Source organism: Arthrobacter crystallopoietes, from assembly GCF_017603825.1.
Lineage (GTDB): Bacteria > Actinomycetota > Actinomycetes > Actinomycetales > Micrococcaceae > Crystallibacter > Crystallibacter crystallopoietes_B.
The window spans coordinates 2,613,366-2,633,926 of record NZ_CP072014.1 but is presented as its reverse complement, the minus strand read 5'-3'; the positions used below and the strand labels follow the sequence as shown (position 1 = coordinate 2,633,926).

The window sequence follows — 20,561 nt, the reverse complement described above, 5'->3', positions numbered from 1 at the left end:
CATGCAGCTCAACGCCGACCTCACCGGCCAGACAGTCCTGGTCACGGGTGCCCCCGCGGCCGCACGCCGCGCCATCCGCCGCTACCGCGCCGCCGGAGCCACCGTGCATACGCTCGCCTCCCCCGCAGATTTCCGTTCCGAACTGCTGGACGGCGTCGTGATGGTAGCGGCAATCAACGACGGCGACAGCGGCTGGTTGCCGTTGCCGGAAACCTGCCGCCGCCGCGGGGTCCTTCTGGTCAACGAGGAAGCCGCTGCGCCCGGCGGCCGCGTCACGTTGGTTGGCGGCGGCCCGGGCACGGATGACCTGCTCACGGTGCGGGCACGCCAGGCGTTGCTCGAGGCGGACGTGGTCTACTTCGACCGGCTTGCCCCGCACCGGAACCTGACCGTCCTGGCCCCCGGCGCCGAGCTGATCGACGTGGGCAAGCAGCCCGGCCACCACAAGGTCAAGCAGGCCGACATCGAAAACCTGATGATCCAGTCGGCCCTGGCGGGCAACAACGTGGTCCGGCTCAAGGGCGGCGACCCGTTCGTGTTCGGCCGCGGCGGCGAGGAGGTCATCAGCTGCGCCAAGGCCGGCGTGCCGGTCAGCGTGATTCCCGGTGTCACCAGCGCCATCTCCGTTCCGGCCGCCGCCGGAATCCCGGTCACCCACCGCGAGGTGAGCCACATGTTCACCGTGGTCTCGGGACACGCCCCGCTGACTGATGACGAGCACCTGCATCTCGCGGGCCTCGGCGGCACCGTCGTCGTCCTGATGGGTGTGGGGACGCTGCCCCAGTTCACGGCCGGTCTGCGCCGTGCCGGCATGCGGGCCGACATGCCGGTGGCTATCGTGGAGCGCGGCTACAGCGACTCACAGCGCACCACGGTCTCCACACTGACAGGCATCGTCACCGCAGCCGGCGCTGCGCGGGTCAAGTCTCCCGCGATCCTCGTGATCGGCGAAGTGGTCAAGCTCGCCCACGGCTGCAAGGAGACTGCGGGCCGGCTTGCCCGGCTGGCGGACAGCGTGGGAGCACAATGAGCGCAGCACCCCTGACCGACCGCACTGATCCGGACGCGGGAACCGCTGGCCCGGACACGGGAGCAGCCAACCCGGCCACCGGCCCTCTGCCGGTCCTGGCGCTGCCGAACGCGGAGGCCCTCGCGGGCTTCCGCATCGGTGTCACTTCCGACCGCCGGTCCGAAGACCTCATCTCCGCCTTGGAGCGGCGCGGCGCCGTGGTGCTGCATGCCCCCGCGATGAAGATCGCCCCCGTTGAAGAGGACCATCTGCTCATGCAGGACACGGCCGCAATCCTGCACGCCCGCCCCGACATCACCTTGATCACCACGGCCTACGGCATGCGCCGCTGGTCAGAGGCGGCCGATGCCCATGGTCTCGGCGAGGACCTGATGGACGTGCTTGAGGCCTCCCGGATCTTCGTCCGCGGACCCAAGGCCCGCGGCGCCGTCCGCGCGGCCGGTTTGAACGATGTGGGCATAAGCCACGACGAACGCACCGCCACCATGGTGGACATGCTGCTTGAGGAAGGCGTGGACGGCCTCATGGTCGCCATCCAACTGCACGGCTACACCGACACCGAGCAGCTGGCCCGGCTGCGCGCGGCAGGCGCCTCGGTGCTGACCGTCACTCCGTACCGGTGGGTCAAGCCGGAAGGCGCCGGCGACAACGTCCCCCGGCTCATCGAGGCCGCCGTGAACCGGCACCTCGACGTGGTCACTTTCACCAGTGCCCCCGCAGTGGATGCGTTGTGGAGCACTGCACATGAGATGGGCGTTTACAATGCCTTGGTAGCTGCCTTCAAGAACGACGTCGTTGCCGCAGCCGTCGGACCGGTCACCGCGAAGCCGCTGGAGGACGCGGGCATCCGTCCCATTATGCCGGAGCGCTACCGCATGGGAGCCCTTATCCGGCTGGTGGTGGAGCACCTGTCCGAGAACCAGATCCAGCGCGTGGATACCGCTCTCGGTGCCGTTGAAATCCGCGGCCGCTCGGTCATTTTAGGCGAGGAACGAGTGGATCTCTCGCCCACGCCCATGGCGATCTTCCGGGCCTTGGCCGCGGCCGGCGGCGCTGTCCTGCCCCGGGAAACACTTATCGAGTGCCTGCCGGACGCTCCTGGCGAACACGCTTTGGACATGGCCATCAGCCGGCTCCGCCAAGCACTGCCGGATGCGTCGCTGGTGGCCACCGTCATCAAGCGCGGCTACCGCCTGAACGTCTAGCCCCGGCCAGCAGCTACCCCTGCCGGTAACCGCAGCCGGGTCAGTTCGGCTCATCCGGGCACCGCCGCTGAACTGCCGCAGCCGGCCTCATCACCGCCGTAGTTACGGACAGCGGTCCCCCTAGGGACGAGACGTACCCCCGCGCTGCAGCCGGCGCGCTAGCCGCAGCTGGAAAGCCGGTCGGAAGTTCCTGTGCCTGGACCGCTCTGGGAACTCATTGAAATGCCGACCACCGTGGCAGTGATGTCCTCCAGCGCCGTCTGCATGAAGGCCAGGGACCGCATGTTCTCGGCCCGCTGTTCCTTCGGTGCTTCCTGGGAAGACTTCAGCCAGGTGTACCGGGTGACCTTGCCGTCGAGCTCTGCCAACAGGGTTTGGATTTCCTGCAGGAGGCATTCGCCGTGCGCGCCAAGAAATTCGCCAAGCTCCAACGTGCTGTCTGAGGGCCTCGTGGCCACCGGCCCGTCGGTACGTAGCATCGCCACCTCATGCGGCATTTTGTCCCCTTTCCAGGGAGTCTCGGTTCACTATCCTCGTAGTGACAACAGACACATACGATACCTTGTAGGACAGGTTGATGGAAGGATTTACCGATCATTCGTTTCACTTGTTATCTAACCGCAAGAAGACGACGTTTTCCCGCTAAAACGGGTACTGCGCGTGGCCGTACTGCTGAATGGTCACCCAGCGCAGCTCGCTGAACGAATCGATCCCGGCCTGCCCGCCGAACTTGCCGTAGCCGGAGTTCTGCACGCCGCCGAACGGTGCCATGGGCTCGTCCGCCACCGGCTGATCATTCACATGGACAATCCCGGTACGCAGCCGCTGCGCCACCTTAAGTCCCTCGTGGATGTTCTCGGTGATCACGCCCGCGGTCAGGCCGTACTTAGTGTCGTTGGACAGCTCGATTGCATGCTCCGGGCTGTCGGCCTCCAGCACGGTAGTCGCGGAGCCGAAGATCTCATCGTGGTAGATCTTCATATCCGGCGTGGTCCCGGTCAGCACGGTGGCAGGAACCAGCGAGTTTTCCAGCTTGTGGCCGCCTGCCACGGCGGTCGCACCCTTGGCCAGAGCGTCGTCGATCAGGCTGTACTGGCGCTGCGCGGACTTCGCATTGACGGCAGGCCCGATTACGGTCTCCGGGTCGGTCGGGTCGCCGGTCGGCAACGCTGAGACCTTCGCCGCGAACCGTTCGGTGAACTCGGCTGCCAGGCTCTTGTCCACCACCACCCGGTCCACCGACATACAGATCTGCCCGGCATTCATGAAGGACCCGAAGGCCGCCGCATTCACCGCATAGTCCAGGTCTGCGTCCTTGAGCACCACCAGGCTGTTCTTCCCGCCGAGCTCAAGAACGGCCGGCTTCAGGTGCTCGGCCGCCTGCATGCCGATCTTCCGGCCCACGGCAGTGGAGCCGGTGAAGTTCACACAGCGGACGCGCTCATCGGCGATCATGGTGCTTACGACGTCGGCCGCATCCTCGGGCGCATTGGTCACCACATTCAGCACCCCGTCGGGGATCCCGGCGTCAAGCAGCGCGTCGGCCAGGAACAGTCCGCAGGACAGCGGCGCGTCCTCGCTCGGCTTCAGCACCGCCGTGTTTCCCACCGCCAGCGGAACCGCGATCGCCCGGATGCCCAGGATGAACGGCGCGTTCCACGGCGACATGGCACCCACCACGCCGAACGGCTGCCGGACCGCCAGGGAGTACACGCCGGGCATATCCGTGGCGAGCACATCGCCCTGCGGAGCGGTGGTTGCTGCCGCCGCTTCACGCAGAATGTTCGCGGCCAGGCCGATATTGAACAGGGCCCAGCTCCGCACGCCGCCCACTTCGCCGGCCATCAGCGAGACGCCGTCTTCGGCCCGTTCCTCGAGGAGGTCGGCCGCCCGCAGGAAGATCTTCCGCCGTGCGCTCGGCGCCATGCCCGCCCATTGATCGAAGGCCCCGGCGGCGGCGTCGACAGCACGGGTCATGTCCTCCACACCGGCGGCAGCCACCGTGGCGTAGGGCTGTCCTGTGTAGGGGTTGATGTCCTCGGTGGTCTTGCCGGATACGGCGGCAACGTGCTTTCCGCCGATGATCAGGTCACGCTGAATTGCCATGATGTGCCTCCCTGTCCGGCAGGCGCCCGGTGTCCGCGCCCGCGCACTGCAACACGCACAGCCGCGCCTGCAATGAAAAATAAGGTTACTTCCCTTGCTACCACGCACGACGGCGGAAAGATAGGTGCACGTCTATCCCGCCTTCCGCACTTCCAGGCAGGCGGGAGACCTGTGTCCTCCTCCGGCGCCATCCTGTCCGTGCGCGCGATTAGACTGGCCGGGAACTGCAACATCAGCCGCCCGAACACAGGAGCAGCCATGAGCACAGTCGAAAAGTTTCCGCAGGGCGCCCCGGCGTGGGTCGACCTGCAGTCGCCGGATCCGGAGGCGTCCAAGACGTTCTACAATGCCCTGTTCGGCTGGCGGTACACGGACAGCACCAGTTCGGCCCAGGGCAGCTACGCTACGGCCACGATCGGCGGCATTCCCGTCGCCGCCATCGCCGGGCAGACCACGGAAGCGGTGGAAGCAGGTGTGCCCACTGCCTGGAACACCTACTTTGCCGTCGATGACCTTGATGCCACGCTGGAGAAAGTGATCCCCGCCGGCGGACTGGTCGTCATGCCCGCCACGGATGTGTCCGGGTCCGGACGCATGGCCGCCATCGAGGACGGTATCGGGACGCCGCTGCTGCTGTGGGAATCCGGGCAGCACACCGGTGCCGGGCTGATCAATGAGCCCGGCACCATCGTCTGGCATGAACTGGCAGCGGACAACTGGGACCACGCCGTGCCGTTCTACCTCGCCGTGCTCGGCGGGGAGCCGCACGAGGAGCAGGTCGACGGCGGTACTTTCACCATGCTCAAGGCCGCGGGAATGTACGTGGCAGGCTTCAAGGAGCCCGAGACCGAGGACAGATCTCCGCGCTGGGAGGTCTACTTCGGCACCGAAGACGCGGACACCGCCGTCGTTGTTGCGCAGAAGGGCGGCGGGACGGTCTTGCGGGAACCGGTGGATATTCCGGGCGTGGGGCGGATAGCCATGCTGCAGGATCCGCACGGCGCCATTTTCTGGGTGCTGCAGGAGCCGGCAGTGGAGGGCTGATTCCCTAATACTCAACACCGGGCCCCCATTATTGGGGCGTTGACCCAAGTACGCGGTGCACCGATTATGGAGTCCCATCCATAATCATTCGCGGGCAGTTCCTCCAGCGGGGCAGTAGGGCCTTGCCCGTCACTCGAGAAAGACCTCGACGTGAAGCGCCTAACTACTGCCCTGCTCTGCAGCGCCCTCACAGCCTCAGTGATGCTTCCCGCAGCGCCGGCTACGGCCGCCCTGCCCGCCACGTCCGTCGTGGCCGTCGGAAGTTCGAATTCGAAGGCCTTGTTCAGCAACGCGGGCGGTTATGTCGCTTCCTATAAACGCTTCTCGCAGCAGTACGTCCTGAGGAACATCAAGACCAACCGGTCAGGTGTGCTGCAGGAATCGCGTAATGGCAAGTGGATCACGCTGCAGAGGCTGACCTGGAAGAAGCAGGCCGGGAAGGCCACCTCCACGGCAGTTACCGTCCGGACCACCCACACCGGGGCCACCGTCAAGAAGAAGTACCGCCTGGTGGTCAACGCCAGCAGCAAGGAAGCCCGGTGGGAATCGAAGCACGTCACGCTGCGGCACGAGAACCCCAGGTCGTACAAGGGCTATAAGAAGACCGTCTACAACCAGGTCAAAAAGTACTGCCCCAACGTGATCATCCTGGAAGAGGACCGGCTGCGCAGCTACACCTACAGCACCTCACTGCGGATGAATGTCGCCCGCCGGCCGGCGGGCAACCTGCTGAAATATGCGGCCCTGCATGAATGCGCGCACATCCGCGAGTTCAGCCTCTACCCGCCGTCGCAGCAGGGAACGCTGCGGGCCAAACTGAACAAGATCTACAAAACCACCGGTACGGGCGGGATAGAACAGGCAGCGGACTGCATGGCCTTCCGGATGGGCGTGAACAGCAAACTCATCTTCGGCACCTACACCAAGAACTGCGCGGGTGCGCGGGGAACAGCGGCGGCCACGCTCCTGGCCGGTAAAAAGCTCTGACTCCGGGTGCGCCGGGCCGACACCGCGCGGAGCCCCGGGAGCACCCGGCCGCGAACGGCCCGGAGTCAGAGACCACTTCTCAGTTGATGCATACGCCCTTTTGCCGGCGTAACGAATGTGGAACTATGCGCACATGAACGAAAACGAACCGGACCCCTCCGGCCACGGCCGCCGCGAGCATGACGGCAGCCCGCATACCGGGCCCATCGAGACAGGCGGAGCGTTGCCCGTCGACGACCCGAGGGCCGTTTCCAAGCGGCGGCGCGAAGCCGAGGAAAAGCTCGAGCAGCACCAGCAAGAAGCCAAGGAGCATGCCCGGGAAGCTTCAGACGAGCGCCGCGTGGATGGGCCTGGGTCGGGACACTGAACCCAGGGTCGCACTGCCGGGAAACGCCTGCCGTTCGGCTCAGCGCGTCCCGTCAGCGTTTGGCCGGCACGCCCTGTGCGGACGCCAGTGTCTCCAGTTCGTTCTCCAGCTGGAGTTGCTCCGCCAGCCCGTACCCCTGCTCCTCTTGCAGCTCCGGCAGTGGCCCCGCAGCAGGGGTTTTGAGGTGCGCGAAGTAGAGCGCGAACCCGGTCAGCAGCACCCCGCCGAGGAAATTGCCCAGCAGCACGGGCCCCTGGTTCCACAGCCACCAGTCCCCCACACCCACATCGGCGCCCAGCATCATGCCCGCCGGGATCACGAACATATTGACCACCGCGTGCTCAAAACCCTGGGCGAAGAAGCACGTGATCGGCAGCCACATCGCCAGGATCTTGCCGCCAGTGGAAGTGGAGGTCATCGCAAGCACCACCCCTAGCGTGACCATCCAGTTGCCCAGGACGGCCTTGATGAACACGAGCGCAAACCCCGCGCCGCCCAGCTCGGCGTACGCCAGTGTTTTAGCCTCCGCGAGGTTAACCAGCGTGGCGACCATCGGGTCGGCGTCGGAAGTCCCCATGCGGGTGATCACCGCGACGTACGCCGCCCCGTACCCCAGGCACCCGACCAGATGCCCAAGGATGACCACGGCGTAATTGCGCAGCATGTCCGCCATGCAGGCCTGCTTCCGGTGAACCGCCAGCGGGATGACGGCGAAGGCGCCGGTAACAAGTTCCAGGCCAAGAATCACGATGATCACAAAGCCCAGCGGGAAGATGATCGCGCCGACAATTCCTGTGGTCTGTCCGGCCGCAACCAGGGCCAGCGTGGTGGCGCAGGCGAGGATCGCCCCGCCGAGAACGCCGCGCATCAGCAGTTGCAGATTGCCCGCGTCGGCCTTGGCCTTGCCCGCCGCGACGGCTGCCTCGACCACCTGTTCCGGTTTGACGTAGGACATGTTCCTCCGATGGCTCGTTCGGCTGCTCGTTGATGTGCAGCAACGCTACGGAAACAGTGTCCCGGCCGGATTGCACCTTGATGTCTGCTCTGTAAATTGAGCCTCACCCGTCTCGGCGGCGGCAGTGAGATTCAGGGCTCAGTTGGTCTGCAAGACGGCGAAGTAGCCGGGAATTTGCTCCGTCACCGAGTCCTGTTTCATCGGCACCGCCTCGATGACCGCCGGCCCGTCAGCCAGCAGCTGCCACTTTGAGGCGGGAAACACCGCGGTCAGCTCCCGCTGGCCGAAGTGTCCGGGCATTGGCAGGCCCTCGATGGCGCGCCGCAGCGGATGCGGAATGCCGTGGCGGGTGGCTCCAAGATGGCCAACATACTGGAACCGGTTGCCCTGGAAGTTGGTTTCGGCGAGGAACACTCGGCCCTGCTCCCCCGCCAGCGTGTGCAGGTTCGCCGCCAGCCGTGCCTGTTCCTGCGGCTTGAGCACATGCAGCACGCCGCGGAGGAACACGTTCGCGGAGCCGCCCAGCCGCTCGCGCAGCAGGTCCCCGGCGCCGTCGGCCACCGCGTCCATCGCCGCGAACTCGACGTCACGGATGCCTTCGGCTTCGGCCTCCGCCTGGGCACGGCGGATGGCGCTGGCGGAGACGTCCACGCCCAGCATCTGCGGGAACAGGGTGGCCAGCCACCGCGTGTAGGTTCCGTTGCCGCAGCCGATGTCGACCACCGGCAGCGCCGGATCAAAGTGCTCCTTGATCGGCGCGAGGTAGCTCAGGCGCTCGGACTCGGCCGCGGCGTCCCACAGGACCTCGCCGTCTTTGCCCGTGCGGGTGATGCCGGCCCAGTAGTTTTCCCACGCATGATGCGGATTTTTGGGTACGCGGGAAGCCAGGCGGGCTAGCTTGGGGAGCAGCAGTGCCGAGTCCCAGATTTTTGGCATGAAATTACCTTACGCAGGCGGCAGGGGTGAATTGAGTAAAGCCACGGTTTCTTCCGCCGGGACAGGCCTGCCGAAGTAATAGCCCTGGCCAAAGCGGCAGCCCAGCCGGCGCAGCTGGATAGCCTGCTCCGCGGTCTCGATGCCCTCGACAATAGCCTGCAACCCCGCCGACTCGATCAGCTGCAGGACCGCCGCCACGAAGGTCCGCTGACCGGCGTCGTTGTCCATCCCCTCGATCAGGGACTGGTCCACTTTCACCGTGTCGGCGGGCAGCGAGCGCAGATAGCTGATGGAGGAATAGCCCGTGCCAAAGTCATCGATCTGCAGTCCGACGCCGAGCCCGCGGATTTTTCCCAGCACCTGTGCCTCTTCGGTTTCCCGGGTCATCAGCACGGTCTCGGTGATCTCGAAAACCAGCCGTCCCGGGTCGATGCCATACCGCTCCAACGACCCTGCGATATCCTCCAGCAGGTCGTTGCGCAACAGCTCCGCTGCGGAGAGATTCAGGTGGAGCTTAAGGTGCGCAGGCAAGGGTTCGATGTCGTTCCAAGCCTTAAGCTGTTGCAGCGCCTCCTGCAGGACCCACCGGCCCAGATCCACGATGAGTCCGGTTTCCTCGGCCACCGGGATAAAATTCTCCGGCATGATCATGCCGCGGGTTGGATGCACCCAGCGGACCAGCGCCTCGATCCCGATGATGCTGCCGGTGGCCAGCTCCACCACGGGCTGGTAGTACAGCGACAGTTCGCCGTTCTCAATGGCGTTGCGCAGTTCGGCAGCTGTGCGCGAGCGCTGCTGCGTGGCATGGAGCATTGACGGGTGGAAGATCTGGACGTTGTTCCGTCCGCGCGATTTGGCCTCGTACATGGCGACGTCGGCGTCGCGGAGCAGGGACGCGGCCGACGTCCCCTCGGTGCCGATGCTCACACCGATGCTAGCCATTGCCCAGACGGAGACCGTGCCCACGGTGATGCTGCTTTGCAGCGCCGCCTGCGCGCGATCCGCAATCGCCCGGACATCCGCCTCGGTGGCCTCGGGGATAAGGATAGCGAACTCATCCCCGCCCAGCCGGGCCACCGTGTCCGTGTCCCGGACGGCTGAACACAGCCGGCGGCCCACCTCCACCAGGACTTCGTCCCCGGCACCGTGGCCGAGGCTGTCATTGATCGGTTTGAAAGAGTCCAGGTCCAGCATCAGCACGGCCGGCGCACGTTTCCCGCCCTCAGCCGCAGCCAGTGCCTCCTGCGTCCGGTCACGCAGGGTCGAGCGGTTGGCCAGACCGGTGAGCGCATCCGTCATCGCCATCCGCTGCAGCTTTGCCTGTGCCTCGATGAGCGCCGCGGTCCGCTCCTCGACGCGCTGTTCCAAGTCGGAGTAGATGTAGTGGAGCTCCTCGGCCAGCAGATTGACGCCGGTGATGACGGCGTCTATGTCATCCCGTTTCTCAGACGGCTGGATCCTGGCGCTGAGGTCACCCGCGGCCAGCTTGACGACACCCTCGACCAGCTGTTGCAGCCGCGGGTCCTCAGCGGGTGCGGAGTCCATGGGTTCCCTTCAAAATGGCAACGTACGACACCAGTTTATGTGAAACCTTTATCTTCAGCTGGTACCTCAATGGGTACCTCTTTTAGCGGCGCGCGGGCAGCTGGACGTAAACCGTGGTCCCTTCATGCAGCCGGGACGAAATATGCAGTTCGCCGCCGTGCTGGTGCACCAGATCCTGCACAATGGACAGTCCGAGTCCCGTGCCCTGGATGGCGGCGGCGGTGGCATTGGAGGCACGGTAGAACCGGCCGTACAGCTTGGGCACCTCGTCGGCCGGGATGCCGATACCGGTGTCACGTACCTTGACGCAAGCCCGCGGAACCCCGGAGTCACTCCTGCCGCTGCTGATACCGACGGCGACACTGCCGCCGGCGGGCGTAAACTTCACCGCATTCGAGATGATGTTCACGAACACCTGCTCCAGCTGTTCCTGGTCGGCGTCCACCTCGACGTCCGAAGCTGGCTCCCGAAGGCTCAGATCAATCCGGCCGGCTGTTGCCGCAGGCGCCAGCGTGCTGATGACGGACTGCAGCAAAGCGACGAGCTTGACCGGCTGGATGGACTGCTGGATGTTTCCGGCGTCGCTCCTGGAGAGCGTGAGCACATCCTCGACGAGGTTGTTCAACCGATGGGCATTACGATCCACAATCTCGAGCATTCTGGCTATCTCGTGCGGAAGCTGGCCCACGCCGTCGTCCATGATCATGTCCAAGTAGCCGATGATCGAACTCAGCGGGATCCGCAATTCATGGTTGACCGTGGCGACGAATTCGCTTTTCGCCTGGTCCAGTTCACGCACCCGGTCAAGTACTTGCCGCTGGGCGGTGATGAGCTGGCCCTGCACCAGACCGTGAGCGAGGTTGCCGGCAACGTGCTGGATCAGCGACAGCTCGATCGGCGCCCATTCGCGGGCGCGGCTTATACCGGCGAGCCAAAGCAACCCGAAGGATTTGCCGCCGTGGCCAAGCGGTACCACTACCGAGGTCTTGAGCCCGTCCTTGCCGGCCGCTTTCCTCAATGACTCGCAATCGGGCAGCTCCGCGCCATCGTGGTCCGGCACGGACAGGACGGTCTCGTCCTCCCATAGCATCGCCGCCAGCCGCTCAGCCTCATCCGCGGGCAGGGCGGGTGCGGAAGCGTTGATGCCGTAGCTGTCCCAGCCCATTTCCAGCGCCGGGACGCGTTCGTCGCCGAAGGTACGGATCCAACTGCGGTCAGCCCCGAAAGTTTCGCTCAAGCCGGCGATTACCTGTTCGGCCATGAACTGCGGATCGTTCGACGATCGGATCGCCGCCGAAATCGCCCGGGTGCGCTGGCGCAACTGCGCGGTGGAATCGCGCCGGAGTTGCTGCCGTTTGGTCCGCTTCAGCAAGGTGCGGATCCGCAGCACCAGCTCCTGTTCCGGCACAGGCTCCATCAGGAAATCGGCCACGTCCAGGGCCGCAATTTCCTCGGCTGACATGGCCTCGCTGGCCAGCAGGATGACCGGCAGGTTTCCGCCGGTTGCGTCTGCGGCTTCGGCCGGCAGTCCGGCCAGCACGTCGGCTCCGTTTCCGTCCGGGCCCACAGCAACGACGGCGACATCAGGTGCTGTTCCTGCCGCCCCGGTTCCGTCCACCACCGAGATGCCCGCTGCACGCAGGGCCGCCGGGATGCCCGTCAGCGCGTCCGGACATCCCGCGACCAGCGCCAATGGGGCAGGTTCGCCGCCGGCCGGTGAGTCCGCGGTAGATGTCATTCCAATATCTCACCACGTCTTTGGCGCTTGAACCTACCGGTACACCCTTTTTTCGGCCTGCCGTCGGACCCGTTCACCGCCATCGCAGGCGACTCGCCGTGACCCATGCGGGGCCAGTGCTTCTATGCAAAGATGGGAGCTCCAGAACAAGCTGTCGAAAGGGTGACTATGTCCGGGATCGCCTCCTACATTGACCACACGCTGCTCAAGCCGGATGCTTCCCGCGAAGACATCCTTGCCGTGTGCAAGGAGGCCGTTGAGCACAAGTTCGCCTCGGTCTGCACCAACCCGCTCTGGACTGCCCTGGTGCACAACACACTCAAGGGTTCCGGCGTAAAGACCTGTTCCGTTATTGGATTTCCGTTCGGAGCCACTCCCACCGATGTGAAGGTCTACGAGGCCCGCGGAGCCAATCTGGACGGCGCAGACGAGATCGACATGGTCATCAACATCGCCGCTGCCCGTGCCAATGACCGCAACTCGCTGTACACGGACATCGCTGCCGTGGCCGATGCCGTGCACGCCGGCGGGGCTGCACTGAAGGTCATTCTGGAAACACATTTCCTCACCGATGAACAAAAGACCCTGGTCTGCGAGGTCGCGGCCGAAGCGGGCTCGGATTTCGTGAAAACCTCCACCGGTTTCAGCGGCGGCGGGGCAACTGTTGAAGACATTGCCCTGATGCGCAAGGCGGTCGGTCCGAAGCTCGGAGTCAAGGCTTCCGGGGGCATCCGCTCTATCGAGGACGCCCGCGCGATGCTCGAAGCCGGTGCCACGAGAATTGGAGCGAGCTCATCAGTCGCTATTGTTAACGGTGAGCAAGCTACTTCCGCATACTAATCCGCTCAATTTTGGGCACTTCTTTTAGCACGGCATTAACGAGGAGAATCAGTTCCATGGCAACCCCCAAGCAGCGTTCCCATTCCGGTGAAGGCCACCTGGTTAGCAATATCATCACCTTCGTCATCATGATGGTCCTCTTCGCGGGAGCCCTCCTCTCCTTCGGACTGGAGCCGCAGATCGGTGCCATTCCGGCTTTCGGCATCGGGCTGCTGCTCTTTGCCCTCGCATTCTTCATCCCCAAGGAGATCCTTGGGCGCTCGGACTCGCACGAAGAACTCAACACTTCCCGCTAGTCCAGGCTTTACAGCCCCACACACCTGGGCGCACAGCCTTTTTGTTGCAGGAGAACTCCGGTGCTCGGCTCTGGTCGAAAACCCGGTGGCACCTGCAGCAGGCTGTGCGCTCAGCTAGTTAACGCCAGTCAACCCACCCCGCAACGTGGCCTTCTTCGGGGCCGCCTGCAGTGTCCTCCTGGTGCAGTAACAGATGACGCACCTCACGCGCATGGATGTAAACTGGCTCACGGTGTGACGGGAAGTCTGGTCGTCGAGTACATCTGTGATGTCAAAAATCGTCTGGAGAACCAGTGACTAACCCCGCCCCCGGAAACGGCAAGAAGACCATTCTTAGCCGAGGCAGCTACCCGGAATATGTCCGGCTCAGCGATCTGATGCGCAAGGAAACCGTCGGCGGCATCATGCTGCTAATCGCCGCGGTAGCAGCCCTGATCTGGGCCAACTCCCCCGCCGCGGACAGCTATTTCGCCATCCGCGACTTCAAGATCGGCTACGAGCCCTGGCACCTCGACCTGAGCATCGGGAAATGGGCCTCCGACGGCCTGCTTGCGATCTTCTTCTTCCTCACAGGCCTGGAGCTCAAGCGGGAGTTCGTTGCAGGCGACCTGCGCTCCCCCAGCCGGGCGATCGTGCCCATTGCCGCAGCCTTCGGCGGCGTAGCAGTTCCTGCCCTCATCTACGTGATCGTCAACCTGACCGCCGGCCCCGAGGCGCTGCGAGGCTGGGCCATTCCAACCGCCACGGACATCGCTTTCGCCGTCGCTGTCCTCGCGGTCATCAGCTCGCACCTGCCCAGCGCCCTGCGCATCTTTATCCTCACGCTGGCGGTGGTGGATGACCTGATTGCCATAGCGATCATCGCTTTCTTCTACACCGCCGAAGTGCACGTCCCGTTCCTGCTCCTGATGTTCGTCCCGCTGGCGCTGTTCGCTTTCCTGACCCAGAAGTACGCTAAGTTCTTCGCCAAGAACCACATCGCCGCGTGGATCATCCTGCTGCCGCTGGGCATCATCACATGGGCTCTGATGCACTCCTCCGGTGTTCACGCCACCGTCGCCGGCGTACTGCTGGGCTTCATGGTGCCGGTGCTGCGCAGCAGAAAGGACGGCGGCCCGGATGCCGGCCCCGGTTTAGCCGAGCAGCTGGAGCACCGCTTCCGCCCGCTCTCCACCGGCTTCGCGGTTCCAGTTTTCGCCTTCTTCTCCGCCGGCGTCGCGTTGGGCGGTTGGGAGGGTTTTGGCGCCTCCCTCACCGATACTGTTGCTTTGGGCATCATCCTTGGCCTGTTCCTTGGCAAGCCCATCGGCATCATGCTGACCACTTGGACCTTGACCAAGCTCAGCAAGGCTAATCTGGACCCGACGCTGAAGTGGATCGACGTTTTCGGTATCGCGCTACTCGCCGGCGTCGGCTTCACCGTCTCGCTCCTGGTTAACGACCTCAGCTTCGCCCTCGGCACTGAGCATCACGATCATGCGAAGGTTGCGGTGCTGACCGGCTCCCTCATTTCCGCGCTAGCCGCCACCGTCATTTTGCGCGCCCGCAACCGCCACTACCGCAAGATCGAGGAACTCGAGACCGCAGACACCGACCAGGACGGCATCCCCGATGTGTTTGAGGGCGAGGGTCGCAACTAACTGATGTCGCCTTCCTGTGTCGATGCCGGTGTCCACCCTTCAACTGGTGGCGGTTACCGGCAGATGCGGGCGGACGTTGCACGTCAGGCAATCTTGAGCCGATCTTGAGTCTTTTTTGCCTTGCATCCTGAGCGTCGCAAGGCACGATGAATGTCGTAGCGAAGTAGAGGTCCAGGGATCAAGTGCGAGCGGTCGATTGACTGGCAGAAGGGCGGTAGCAAATATGCCGAAAGTTGCGCCGCTGGTCTCTCTGGAAACGCTGCATCAGCTGGCGGCTGAGCTTGAGGATGAAGAGACCTGCCGGGCATTCGTCCGTAGCTTCATCGGCATCTGGGATGAACGACAAGTCCGTTTGTGCCAAGCTATCCGGGCTTCCGATGCGAAGGCTGCCATGGACGTTGTCCTGAGCGTGAAGGTTTCCAGCGCGATGGCCGGCGCTGGCAGGCTGTCCCAATTGGCAGCGAACCTGCAGGCAATGCTGCTCCGTTTGGGCGAAGACATTATGACTTCCTGCACTTTGGACCTGTTGGACGAGATCACGGCATGCGGTCGCGCCACGATGGCCCAGCTACAACTGGACTACTTGGAACCACAGGCAGGTTGTCGGAGGAACGGCGTCAATTAATCCGGCAGATGGACGCGGCGAGGCCAGACGCCCGCACACGGCGGGTCGGTTAGCGGAGAGTCTTGGGGGCTAGCCGGTAACCGACTCCGCGAACTGTTTCCAGCCAGCGGGGCTCGCGCGAATTATCGCCCAGCTTCCTGCGCAGGTTACCGATATGGACCTCTATAGCGCGCATATCGGCGTCGCTGATAAACGAGCCAGTGTCGTAGTCCTCGTAGCGGAGCCGGCGGACAAGGTCCGTCTTAGTACGCACCACGCGCCCGCTTTCCATCAACGCGTGGAGCAGGTCGAACTCCGTGCGGGTCAGCTCAATCTCCTGGCCGTTGACCTCTGTGGTCCGCGTGCGGTGGTTCAGCAGAAGCCCGTTATGCAAGTATGTGCCGGTTTGGTTTCCATTAGTCGCCGGTTCGGCCACCTGTTCCTGCCCCTTGCCTTCCGGCTGCCCTGATCCATTTGCCGGAGCGGCAGGCACCGACACGCGGCCCACGGAAATCGCACCAGTGTCGCCCATCCGCGGCCGCCGGAGCATAGCTGCCACGCGGGCCCGCAGCTCTCGCGGGCGAAACGGTTTGGTGATGTAGTCATCTGCGCCGGATTCCAGCCCCAGCAAAGTATCCAGCTCTTCGGCGCGGGCGGTGAGCATGATGATGTAGCTGTCACTGAAGAGACGGATCCGCCGGGCTACTTCGAACCCGTCCATATCCGGCAGGCCAAGATCCAGAGTGACGATGGAGGGGTCGTGTTCCTCTACGGCTTGAACGCCTTCTTCCCCGCTGGCTGCAGCATAGACCTCGAAACCAGATTGAATCAGAACAGCCTCGATGAGGTCCCGTATGTCGCGGTCATCTTCGACAATGACTGCCACCCGTGATGCTTCCAAAATCCCCCCGAACTTCCTGCCCGCACGTCAATGATGCGCCTCGCCGCAACAACTGTTCGTATTATACCTTTCACCTCGGACACTTTTTCCGACCTTGCCGGGCTACGATGGCCGGAACGGGACAGGCCCACCTTTATACTGATTTTCCGGCGGGCAGGACAAACTGTGCCGGTATCACGTGTCATCTGCTGCAGGAACAGGAAACCGGGGAACATGTCCGCAGTCGTCAAAAACGCGCTGGCCATGCTCGGCGTGCGGAAGCAGTTTCATGAACTGAATCTGCGGCACCGTGTCTTCCTGAGCCAGATGCCGCTGGTGATTTGCGTGGCCCTGGTGGCCCTGGTGGCGGCATTCTTCTTCCCGGCCACACTTGGTAACGACGCTTTCCAGGCTGGGCTCATCATGTTGGCAGTTCTGACGGTAGCCAGCTTTCTGGTCCCCTGGGACCGCTTGCCCTACCCCACCTACTGGGTCATCCCGCTACTGGATTTCGTTGTCGTAGCGGCGCTGAGAACAGGCGGTGCGGAGTCGCTGAGCGGGCTGAGCATGCTGGCGGTTTTCCCGGTGTTCTGGTTGGCATGGTCCGGAGTTGCGCCAGTTGCCGCCAGAATCATCAGCTTCTTCGCGCCCTTGATGCTGGTCTGGGTACCTGTGTTGACCTCAGGTGAGCCGGTCACCGCAGCCGGGCTGGCCGATCCTTTCCTGATTCCCATCATCATGCTCGCCATCTGCGTCACGGCGTCGATATTCAGCCTGAGCGAGACGGACAAACAGGGAGTCCTCGAAGCCAAGGACCGCGAACTTCAGGCTGTCCTGGAAGAAACCAGGGACCGTTCCAGGCTCATGCAGACGATGATGGACACGGTCGGCGTCGGTCTGGTCGCTGTCGACAAAAACGGGCACGACATCCTGATGAACCGGCGCCAACTGCAGAACCACATGCTGGCCGCTCCCGCGGGCAATATTGATCCCAATGAAGGCCAGCTGCACGTGTACAAACCGGACCGTACCTCGCTGATCCCGCCGGATGAGCGGCCGGTCCTGAGGGCCGTGCGCGGGGAGACCTTTTCCGACGAATTGGTCTGGATCGGCGAGGGCAAGCAGCAACGGGCCATGTCCATCTCCGCCAGATCCATGCGGGACGACGACGGCGCCTTCGCCGGTTCTGTAGTTGCCTTCAGCGATGTCACGGATCTGGTGAACGCCCTGGCTGCCAAAGACGATTTCGTGGCCAGCGTGTCGCACGAGCTGCGCACACCGCTGACCTCAATCATCGGCTACCTCGATCTGGCGCTGGAAGAAACCCAGCTGAAGGATCCGGACGGCTCCATGGCCGTATCCCTTCGTGTGGCGCTGCGCAACGCCGAACGGCTGCTCCAGCTGGTCTCGGACCTGCTCACCACTGCCTCCGGCCCGGCCAAGATCGAGCAGCGCAACGCCGATCTGGCCGACGTCATCGCATCCTGCCTGGCTTCGGCAACACCTCGGGCGGAGGAAGCCGGCGTCGTGCTGGTCAATGAAAGCCCCAGCGATCTCGAGGCGTTCATTGACCATGACCGAATGTGCCAGGTGCTGGACAATCTGCTCTCCAACGCGATCAAGTACTCCCCCGCCGGCGGTCGCGTTACCGTCCGTGCGTGGCGGGCGGAGGGCAGTGTCGGCATCGAGGTGGAAGACCACGGCATGGGCATCGCGGAAGAAGACCTGGGCGGGGTCTTCACCAAATTCTTCCGCACTCCCACGGTCCGCCGCGCGGCCATCCCCGGAGTTGGCCTTGGCCTGGTGATCACCAAGGCGATTGTTGAAGCGCACGGCGGCGCAATCAACTTCACAAGTGAGCTCGGCAAGGGCACCACATTCAGGGTCCTGCTTCCGGCCGACGGCGGGAACCCGGTGCTTCCGACGGAGGCGACGTCGGCGGACAAGGTTTGATGCGGCACACGTTAGGGACCAAACTGGGGACGTGGGCAGCGAAGTTGGGAATGCAGGGTAAGGAGTTCGGGACGAAACTGGCACCGCTGGCGGCACGGTTGAAGTCCGCTGTGCTGGCGATGCGCCGGTCGCGGCCCTGGGCCAGGCTTGAGTCCTGGTTCCGGCGAAGGCACGATGCCAAAAACGGAGCCCGGCTGCTGACCGCACCTGCTGGTGGGCGGCGCGGGCATCTGCCCGGCTTCCTGCTGATCGGCTACCTGTTGACGGTGGCCCTGGTCGTGCTGTGGCCAACGCCGGTGGACCGCGATGCGAGCGGCACGATCCTGCAGGTGCTGGCGAAGCTGCACGCCTTCGGTGCGCCGGACTGGATCGATTACAACTTCGTCGAGACCAGCGCCAACATTGTGATGTTCGTGCCGCTCGGCCTGTTGGGCGGGACGCTCCTGCGTGCGGGTTACCGCTGGATCGCCGTCCCTGCTGCCTTCGCCGTCTCGTTCCTGATCGAACTGGTCCAGGACACGTTCCTGCCCGGCCGGTTCGGGACCATGCAGGATGTGCTGGCCAACACCCATGGCTCGGCGCTGGGCCTGGTGGTCCTGTATGCGTTCCTGGAATACCGGCGCGTAGCCAAAGAGGACGCCGCCGCCGAACATCCGGAACAGATGAACGACGGCGGCGCCAACCACTAGCTGTAACGCAGGGTTTCTATTGCCTTACTTCAGTGCGGAGTGCCCCTTAAACTTCATGTCGGCAACACCGCTGTTGGAGCCGCCCTTGGCCGTCCCGTTGACTGCGGACGTCGTCTCGGCAAAGGTGAGCGTTGCGTGCGCCACAGCGTCTGACATCTGATCGAGCGCCTCCGTACTCAAATTTTCGATATCGTCGCACGCCTGGTGGTAGCAGGCGTCGTAGGCCGCCCCCTCCGTACCGCCGAAAACAGCTGCCTCCTCCTTGGTTTTCACTCCTTCCGCTCCGGTGAACAAGCCGCCTGCCGGAATGCCGTTTTCGATGAAGGCAGCATAGTCGGACCGGCCGCTGAAGGCCGTGGGTGCTGATGCCAGCTCCTGAGAGGCAAAGTAGTCGTTGAAAACATGTTCGATGTGGGCCGATCCGTTCGGGCCGACCTGGCCGAAAGCATCGCCGTCGCCGTCATACACAAAACGCACGAAGTTTGGCGAGCCAACCATATCGAAGTTCAGGTTGAGGGCGTGCTGCTTAATCTCCTCCTTGGTCAACTGTGAGACATAGTGGGTGGAGCCGATCAGTCCGCTTTCCTCTGCTCCCCAGAAGGCAAAGCGCACGCGGTTGCGCGGCCCGTCTTTGTCTTGCTCAGCCATCTGGATAGCCGTCTCAAGGATTGCAGCGCTGCCGGAGCCATTGTCGTTGATGCCGGGACCTTCGGCCACGCTGTCCAGGTGGGCGCCGACCACTACGGTGCGGTCTGCGCGACCGGCGGTGTCCGCCAGGATATTGAACGTGGTGGATTGCTTGACTTCGGCATCCACCTTCACGTGCGCCGTTGTCGCCGGATTTGCGGCCAGAGCCTGGCCCACTGCGTAGGTGGCACCGACCGTCGGGATCGCAACGGCTTCACCCAACGTTCCGTTCAGGAGCCCCGTCCGGTCGTCGCCATTGCCCTGATTAAAGATGATGGCTGCCGAAGCACCTGCCTCCGCAGCCAGCTGCGCCTTTACTCCGAATGTGCAGGTGCCCCGCTGGATAAGGGCGATGTTGCCGGCCGTAAAGCCTTCGAAGTCGGCGGCTTCGCAACCGCTGGTCGAGGCCGCCGGATCGGTGAAATTCACATCCACTGCTGTTACTGCCGCCGTCACGTCGCCGGCACCCGAGTACTCCATGGTCGTAAAGTCGGTTCCGTTGGCATAGGTCTTCTCGGTCGGCGAAACCTGGACCAGCTCCGAGTCCGTATGTTCAATGAACTGCTGGTAGTCGAAGTACTGGCGCTGCGGGTCGTAGCCGGCATCCTTCAATTCGGACTCGATGTATTCCGCCGTTGCCTCGTAGCCAGCGGTTCCGGCTGCGCGGTTGCCGTTATTGTTGTCGGCGGCCTTCTGCAGTTCTTTGAGGTGGTCCATGATGCTCTCAGCAGTAACGGCTTCACGCAGCTTTTCCGTGTCCGTCCCGTTGTCCGCGTAGGCGGGCAGCCCGGCGCCGAGTGCCAAAGCGACGACGGCGGTTATCGCCCCGACACGCTTATTGCGACGATGATTCATTTTCGTCATTCCCCTGATTTCGGTTGAATGTCGCCCGGCATGGCCCCCAACACCGGTCGTGTGGCTGACGTTAGTCGAGGGATTCACGGGCCGGAAGAGCGCACAACCAGTTGCCCCTTCGAGGAGGCAAAATCACCATCAGGGGTTGACAAAAACCTCCTGCCTGATCCGGCAATCGAAGCCGACAGGCAGGCTGCAGTACGG

General features: G+C 63.8%; 19 protein-coding genes. 11 read left to right on the top strand and 8 right to left on the bottom strand.

Going from position 1 to position 20,561, the window contains the following annotated elements; genetic code table 11:
* Position 1 precedes the first annotated feature (1 nt).
* The gene (gene cobA, locus J5251_RS12175) at positions 2–1,030 is read left to right on the top strand and encodes a uroporphyrinogen-III C-methyltransferase (RefSeq protein WP_208574124.1); all 1,029 of its coding nucleotides are present in this window, start codon (positions 2–4) and stop codon (positions 1,028–1,030) included.
* Positions 1,027–2,235, top strand: a complete 1,209-nt coding sequence (locus J5251_RS12170; protein ID WP_208574123.1) for a uroporphyrinogen-III synthase — start codon at positions 1,027–1,029, stop codon at positions 2,233–2,235. The genes cobA and J5251_RS12170 overlap by 4 nt, the downstream gene beginning before the upstream one ends.
* Positions 2,236–2,393: 158 nt before the next feature.
* On the opposite strand, the gene J5251_RS12165 is transcribed toward J5251_RS12170, so the two are convergent.
* A complete protein-coding gene (locus J5251_RS12165; protein WP_139005816.1) occupies positions 2,394–2,732 on the bottom strand; it encodes a hypothetical protein in 339 nt (112 codons plus the stop codon).
* A 145-nt stretch (positions 2,733–2,877) separates the two neighbouring features.
* Positions 2,878–4,341, bottom strand: coding sequence for an aldehyde dehydrogenase family protein (locus tag J5251_RS12160; protein ID WP_139005817.1), 1,464 nt, complete (start codon positions 4,339–4,341; stop codon positions 2,878–2,880).
* A gap of 258 nt (positions 4,342–4,599) precedes the next feature.
* Between J5251_RS12160 and J5251_RS12155 the strand changes: the two genes are divergently transcribed.
* The 3 genes from J5251_RS12155 to J5251_RS12145 all read left to right on the top strand — a co-directional run bounded on the left by J5251_RS12155 (position 4,600) and on the right by J5251_RS12145 (position 6,739).
* Positions 4,600–5,385, top strand: coding sequence for a VOC family protein (locus J5251_RS12155; RefSeq protein WP_208574122.1), 786 nt, complete (start codon positions 4,600–4,602; stop codon positions 5,383–5,385).
* 150 nt (positions 5,386–5,535) lie between these two features.
* Complete coding sequence (locus tag J5251_RS12150; RefSeq protein ID WP_208574121.1) at positions 5,536–6,372, top strand: hypothetical protein; 837 nt, start codon at positions 5,536–5,538, stop codon at positions 6,370–6,372.
* Between the two features lie 133 nt (positions 6,373–6,505).
* Positions 6,506–6,739: a hypothetical protein gene (locus J5251_RS12145; RefSeq protein WP_208574120.1), complete on the top strand. Its 234-nt coding sequence runs from the start codon at positions 6,506–6,508 to the stop codon at positions 6,737–6,739.
* Between the two features lie 52 nt (positions 6,740–6,791).
* Here the strand turns inward: J5251_RS12145 and J5251_RS12140 are convergent, their stop codons facing one another.
* The 4 genes from J5251_RS12140 to J5251_RS12125 all read right to left on the bottom strand — a co-directional run bounded on the left by J5251_RS12140 (position 6,792) and on the right by J5251_RS12125 (position 11,913).
* Entirely contained in the window at positions 6,792–7,694 is a 903-nt protein-coding gene (locus J5251_RS12140) for a formate/nitrite transporter family protein (protein ID WP_139005836.1), read from the bottom strand.
* A gap of 138 nt (positions 7,695–7,832) precedes the next feature.
* Entirely contained in the window at positions 7,833–8,630 is a 798-nt protein-coding gene (locus J5251_RS12135) for a class I SAM-dependent methyltransferase (RefSeq protein WP_139005837.1), read from the bottom strand.
* Between the two features lie 9 nt (positions 8,631–8,639).
* Positions 8,640–10,175 (bottom strand): putative bifunctional diguanylate cyclase/phosphodiesterase, encoded by a 1,536-nt coding sequence (locus tag J5251_RS12130; protein ID WP_208574119.1) that lies wholly within the window; start codon positions 10,173–10,175, stop codon positions 8,640–8,642.
* An 82-nt stretch (positions 10,176–10,257) separates the two neighbouring features.
* The gene (locus J5251_RS12125; RefSeq protein WP_208574118.1) at positions 10,258–11,913 is read right to left on the bottom strand and encodes an ATP-binding protein; all 1,656 of its coding nucleotides are present in this window, start codon (positions 11,911–11,913) and stop codon (positions 10,258–10,260) included.
* 168 nt (positions 11,914–12,081) lie between these two features.
* Here J5251_RS12125 and deoC point away from each other — a divergent pair, with 168 nt between their 5' ends.
* From deoC to J5251_RS12105, 4 genes are all read left to right on the top strand, one after another.
* Complete coding sequence (gene deoC, locus J5251_RS12120) at positions 12,082–12,753, top strand: deoxyribose-phosphate aldolase (protein ID WP_208574117.1); 672 nt, start codon at positions 12,082–12,084, stop codon at positions 12,751–12,753.
* Positions 12,754–12,809: 56 nt separating this feature from the next.
* Entirely contained in the window at positions 12,810–13,049 is a 240-nt protein-coding gene (locus tag J5251_RS12115) for a hypothetical protein (RefSeq protein WP_139005840.1), read from the top strand.
* Positions 13,050–13,342: 293 nt separating this feature from the next.
* Complete coding sequence (gene nhaA / locus J5251_RS12110) at positions 13,343–14,689, top strand: Na+/H+ antiporter NhaA (RefSeq protein WP_139005841.1); 1,347 nt, start codon at positions 13,343–13,345, stop codon at positions 14,687–14,689.
* Between the two features lie 223 nt (positions 14,690–14,912).
* A complete protein-coding gene (locus J5251_RS12105) occupies positions 14,913–15,314 on the top strand; it encodes a hypothetical protein (RefSeq protein WP_139005842.1) in 402 nt (133 codons plus the stop codon).
* Between the two features lie 49 nt (positions 15,315–15,363).
* Here J5251_RS12105 and J5251_RS12100 read toward each other — a convergent pair whose 3' ends face one another.
* Positions 15,364–16,194 carry a response regulator transcription factor gene (locus tag J5251_RS12100; RefSeq protein ID WP_208574116.1) on the bottom strand — a complete coding sequence of 277 codons (831 nt, stop codon included), beginning with the start codon at positions 16,192–16,194 and terminating at the stop codon, positions 15,364–15,366.
* Between the two features lie 213 nt (positions 16,195–16,407).
* Between J5251_RS12100 and J5251_RS12095 the strand changes: the two genes are divergently transcribed.
* Together J5251_RS12095 and J5251_RS12090 are read left to right on the top strand one after the other, a co-directional pair.
* Entirely contained in the window at positions 16,408–18,126 is a 1,719-nt protein-coding gene (locus J5251_RS12095) for a sensor histidine kinase (protein WP_208574115.1), read from the top strand.
* 50 nt (positions 18,127–18,176) lie between these two features.
* A complete protein-coding gene (locus J5251_RS12090; protein WP_208574114.1) occupies positions 18,177–18,815 on the top strand; it encodes a VanZ family protein in 639 nt (212 codons plus the stop codon).
* Positions 18,816–18,839: 24 nt separating this feature from the next.
* Here J5251_RS12090 and J5251_RS12085 read toward each other — a convergent pair whose 3' ends face one another.
* Positions 18,840–20,366 carry a M20/M25/M40 family metallo-hydrolase gene (locus J5251_RS12085; RefSeq protein WP_244250648.1) on the bottom strand — a complete coding sequence of 509 codons (1,527 nt, stop codon included), beginning with the start codon at positions 20,364–20,366 and terminating at the stop codon, positions 18,840–18,842.
* Positions 20,367–20,561: the final 195 nt, after the last annotated feature.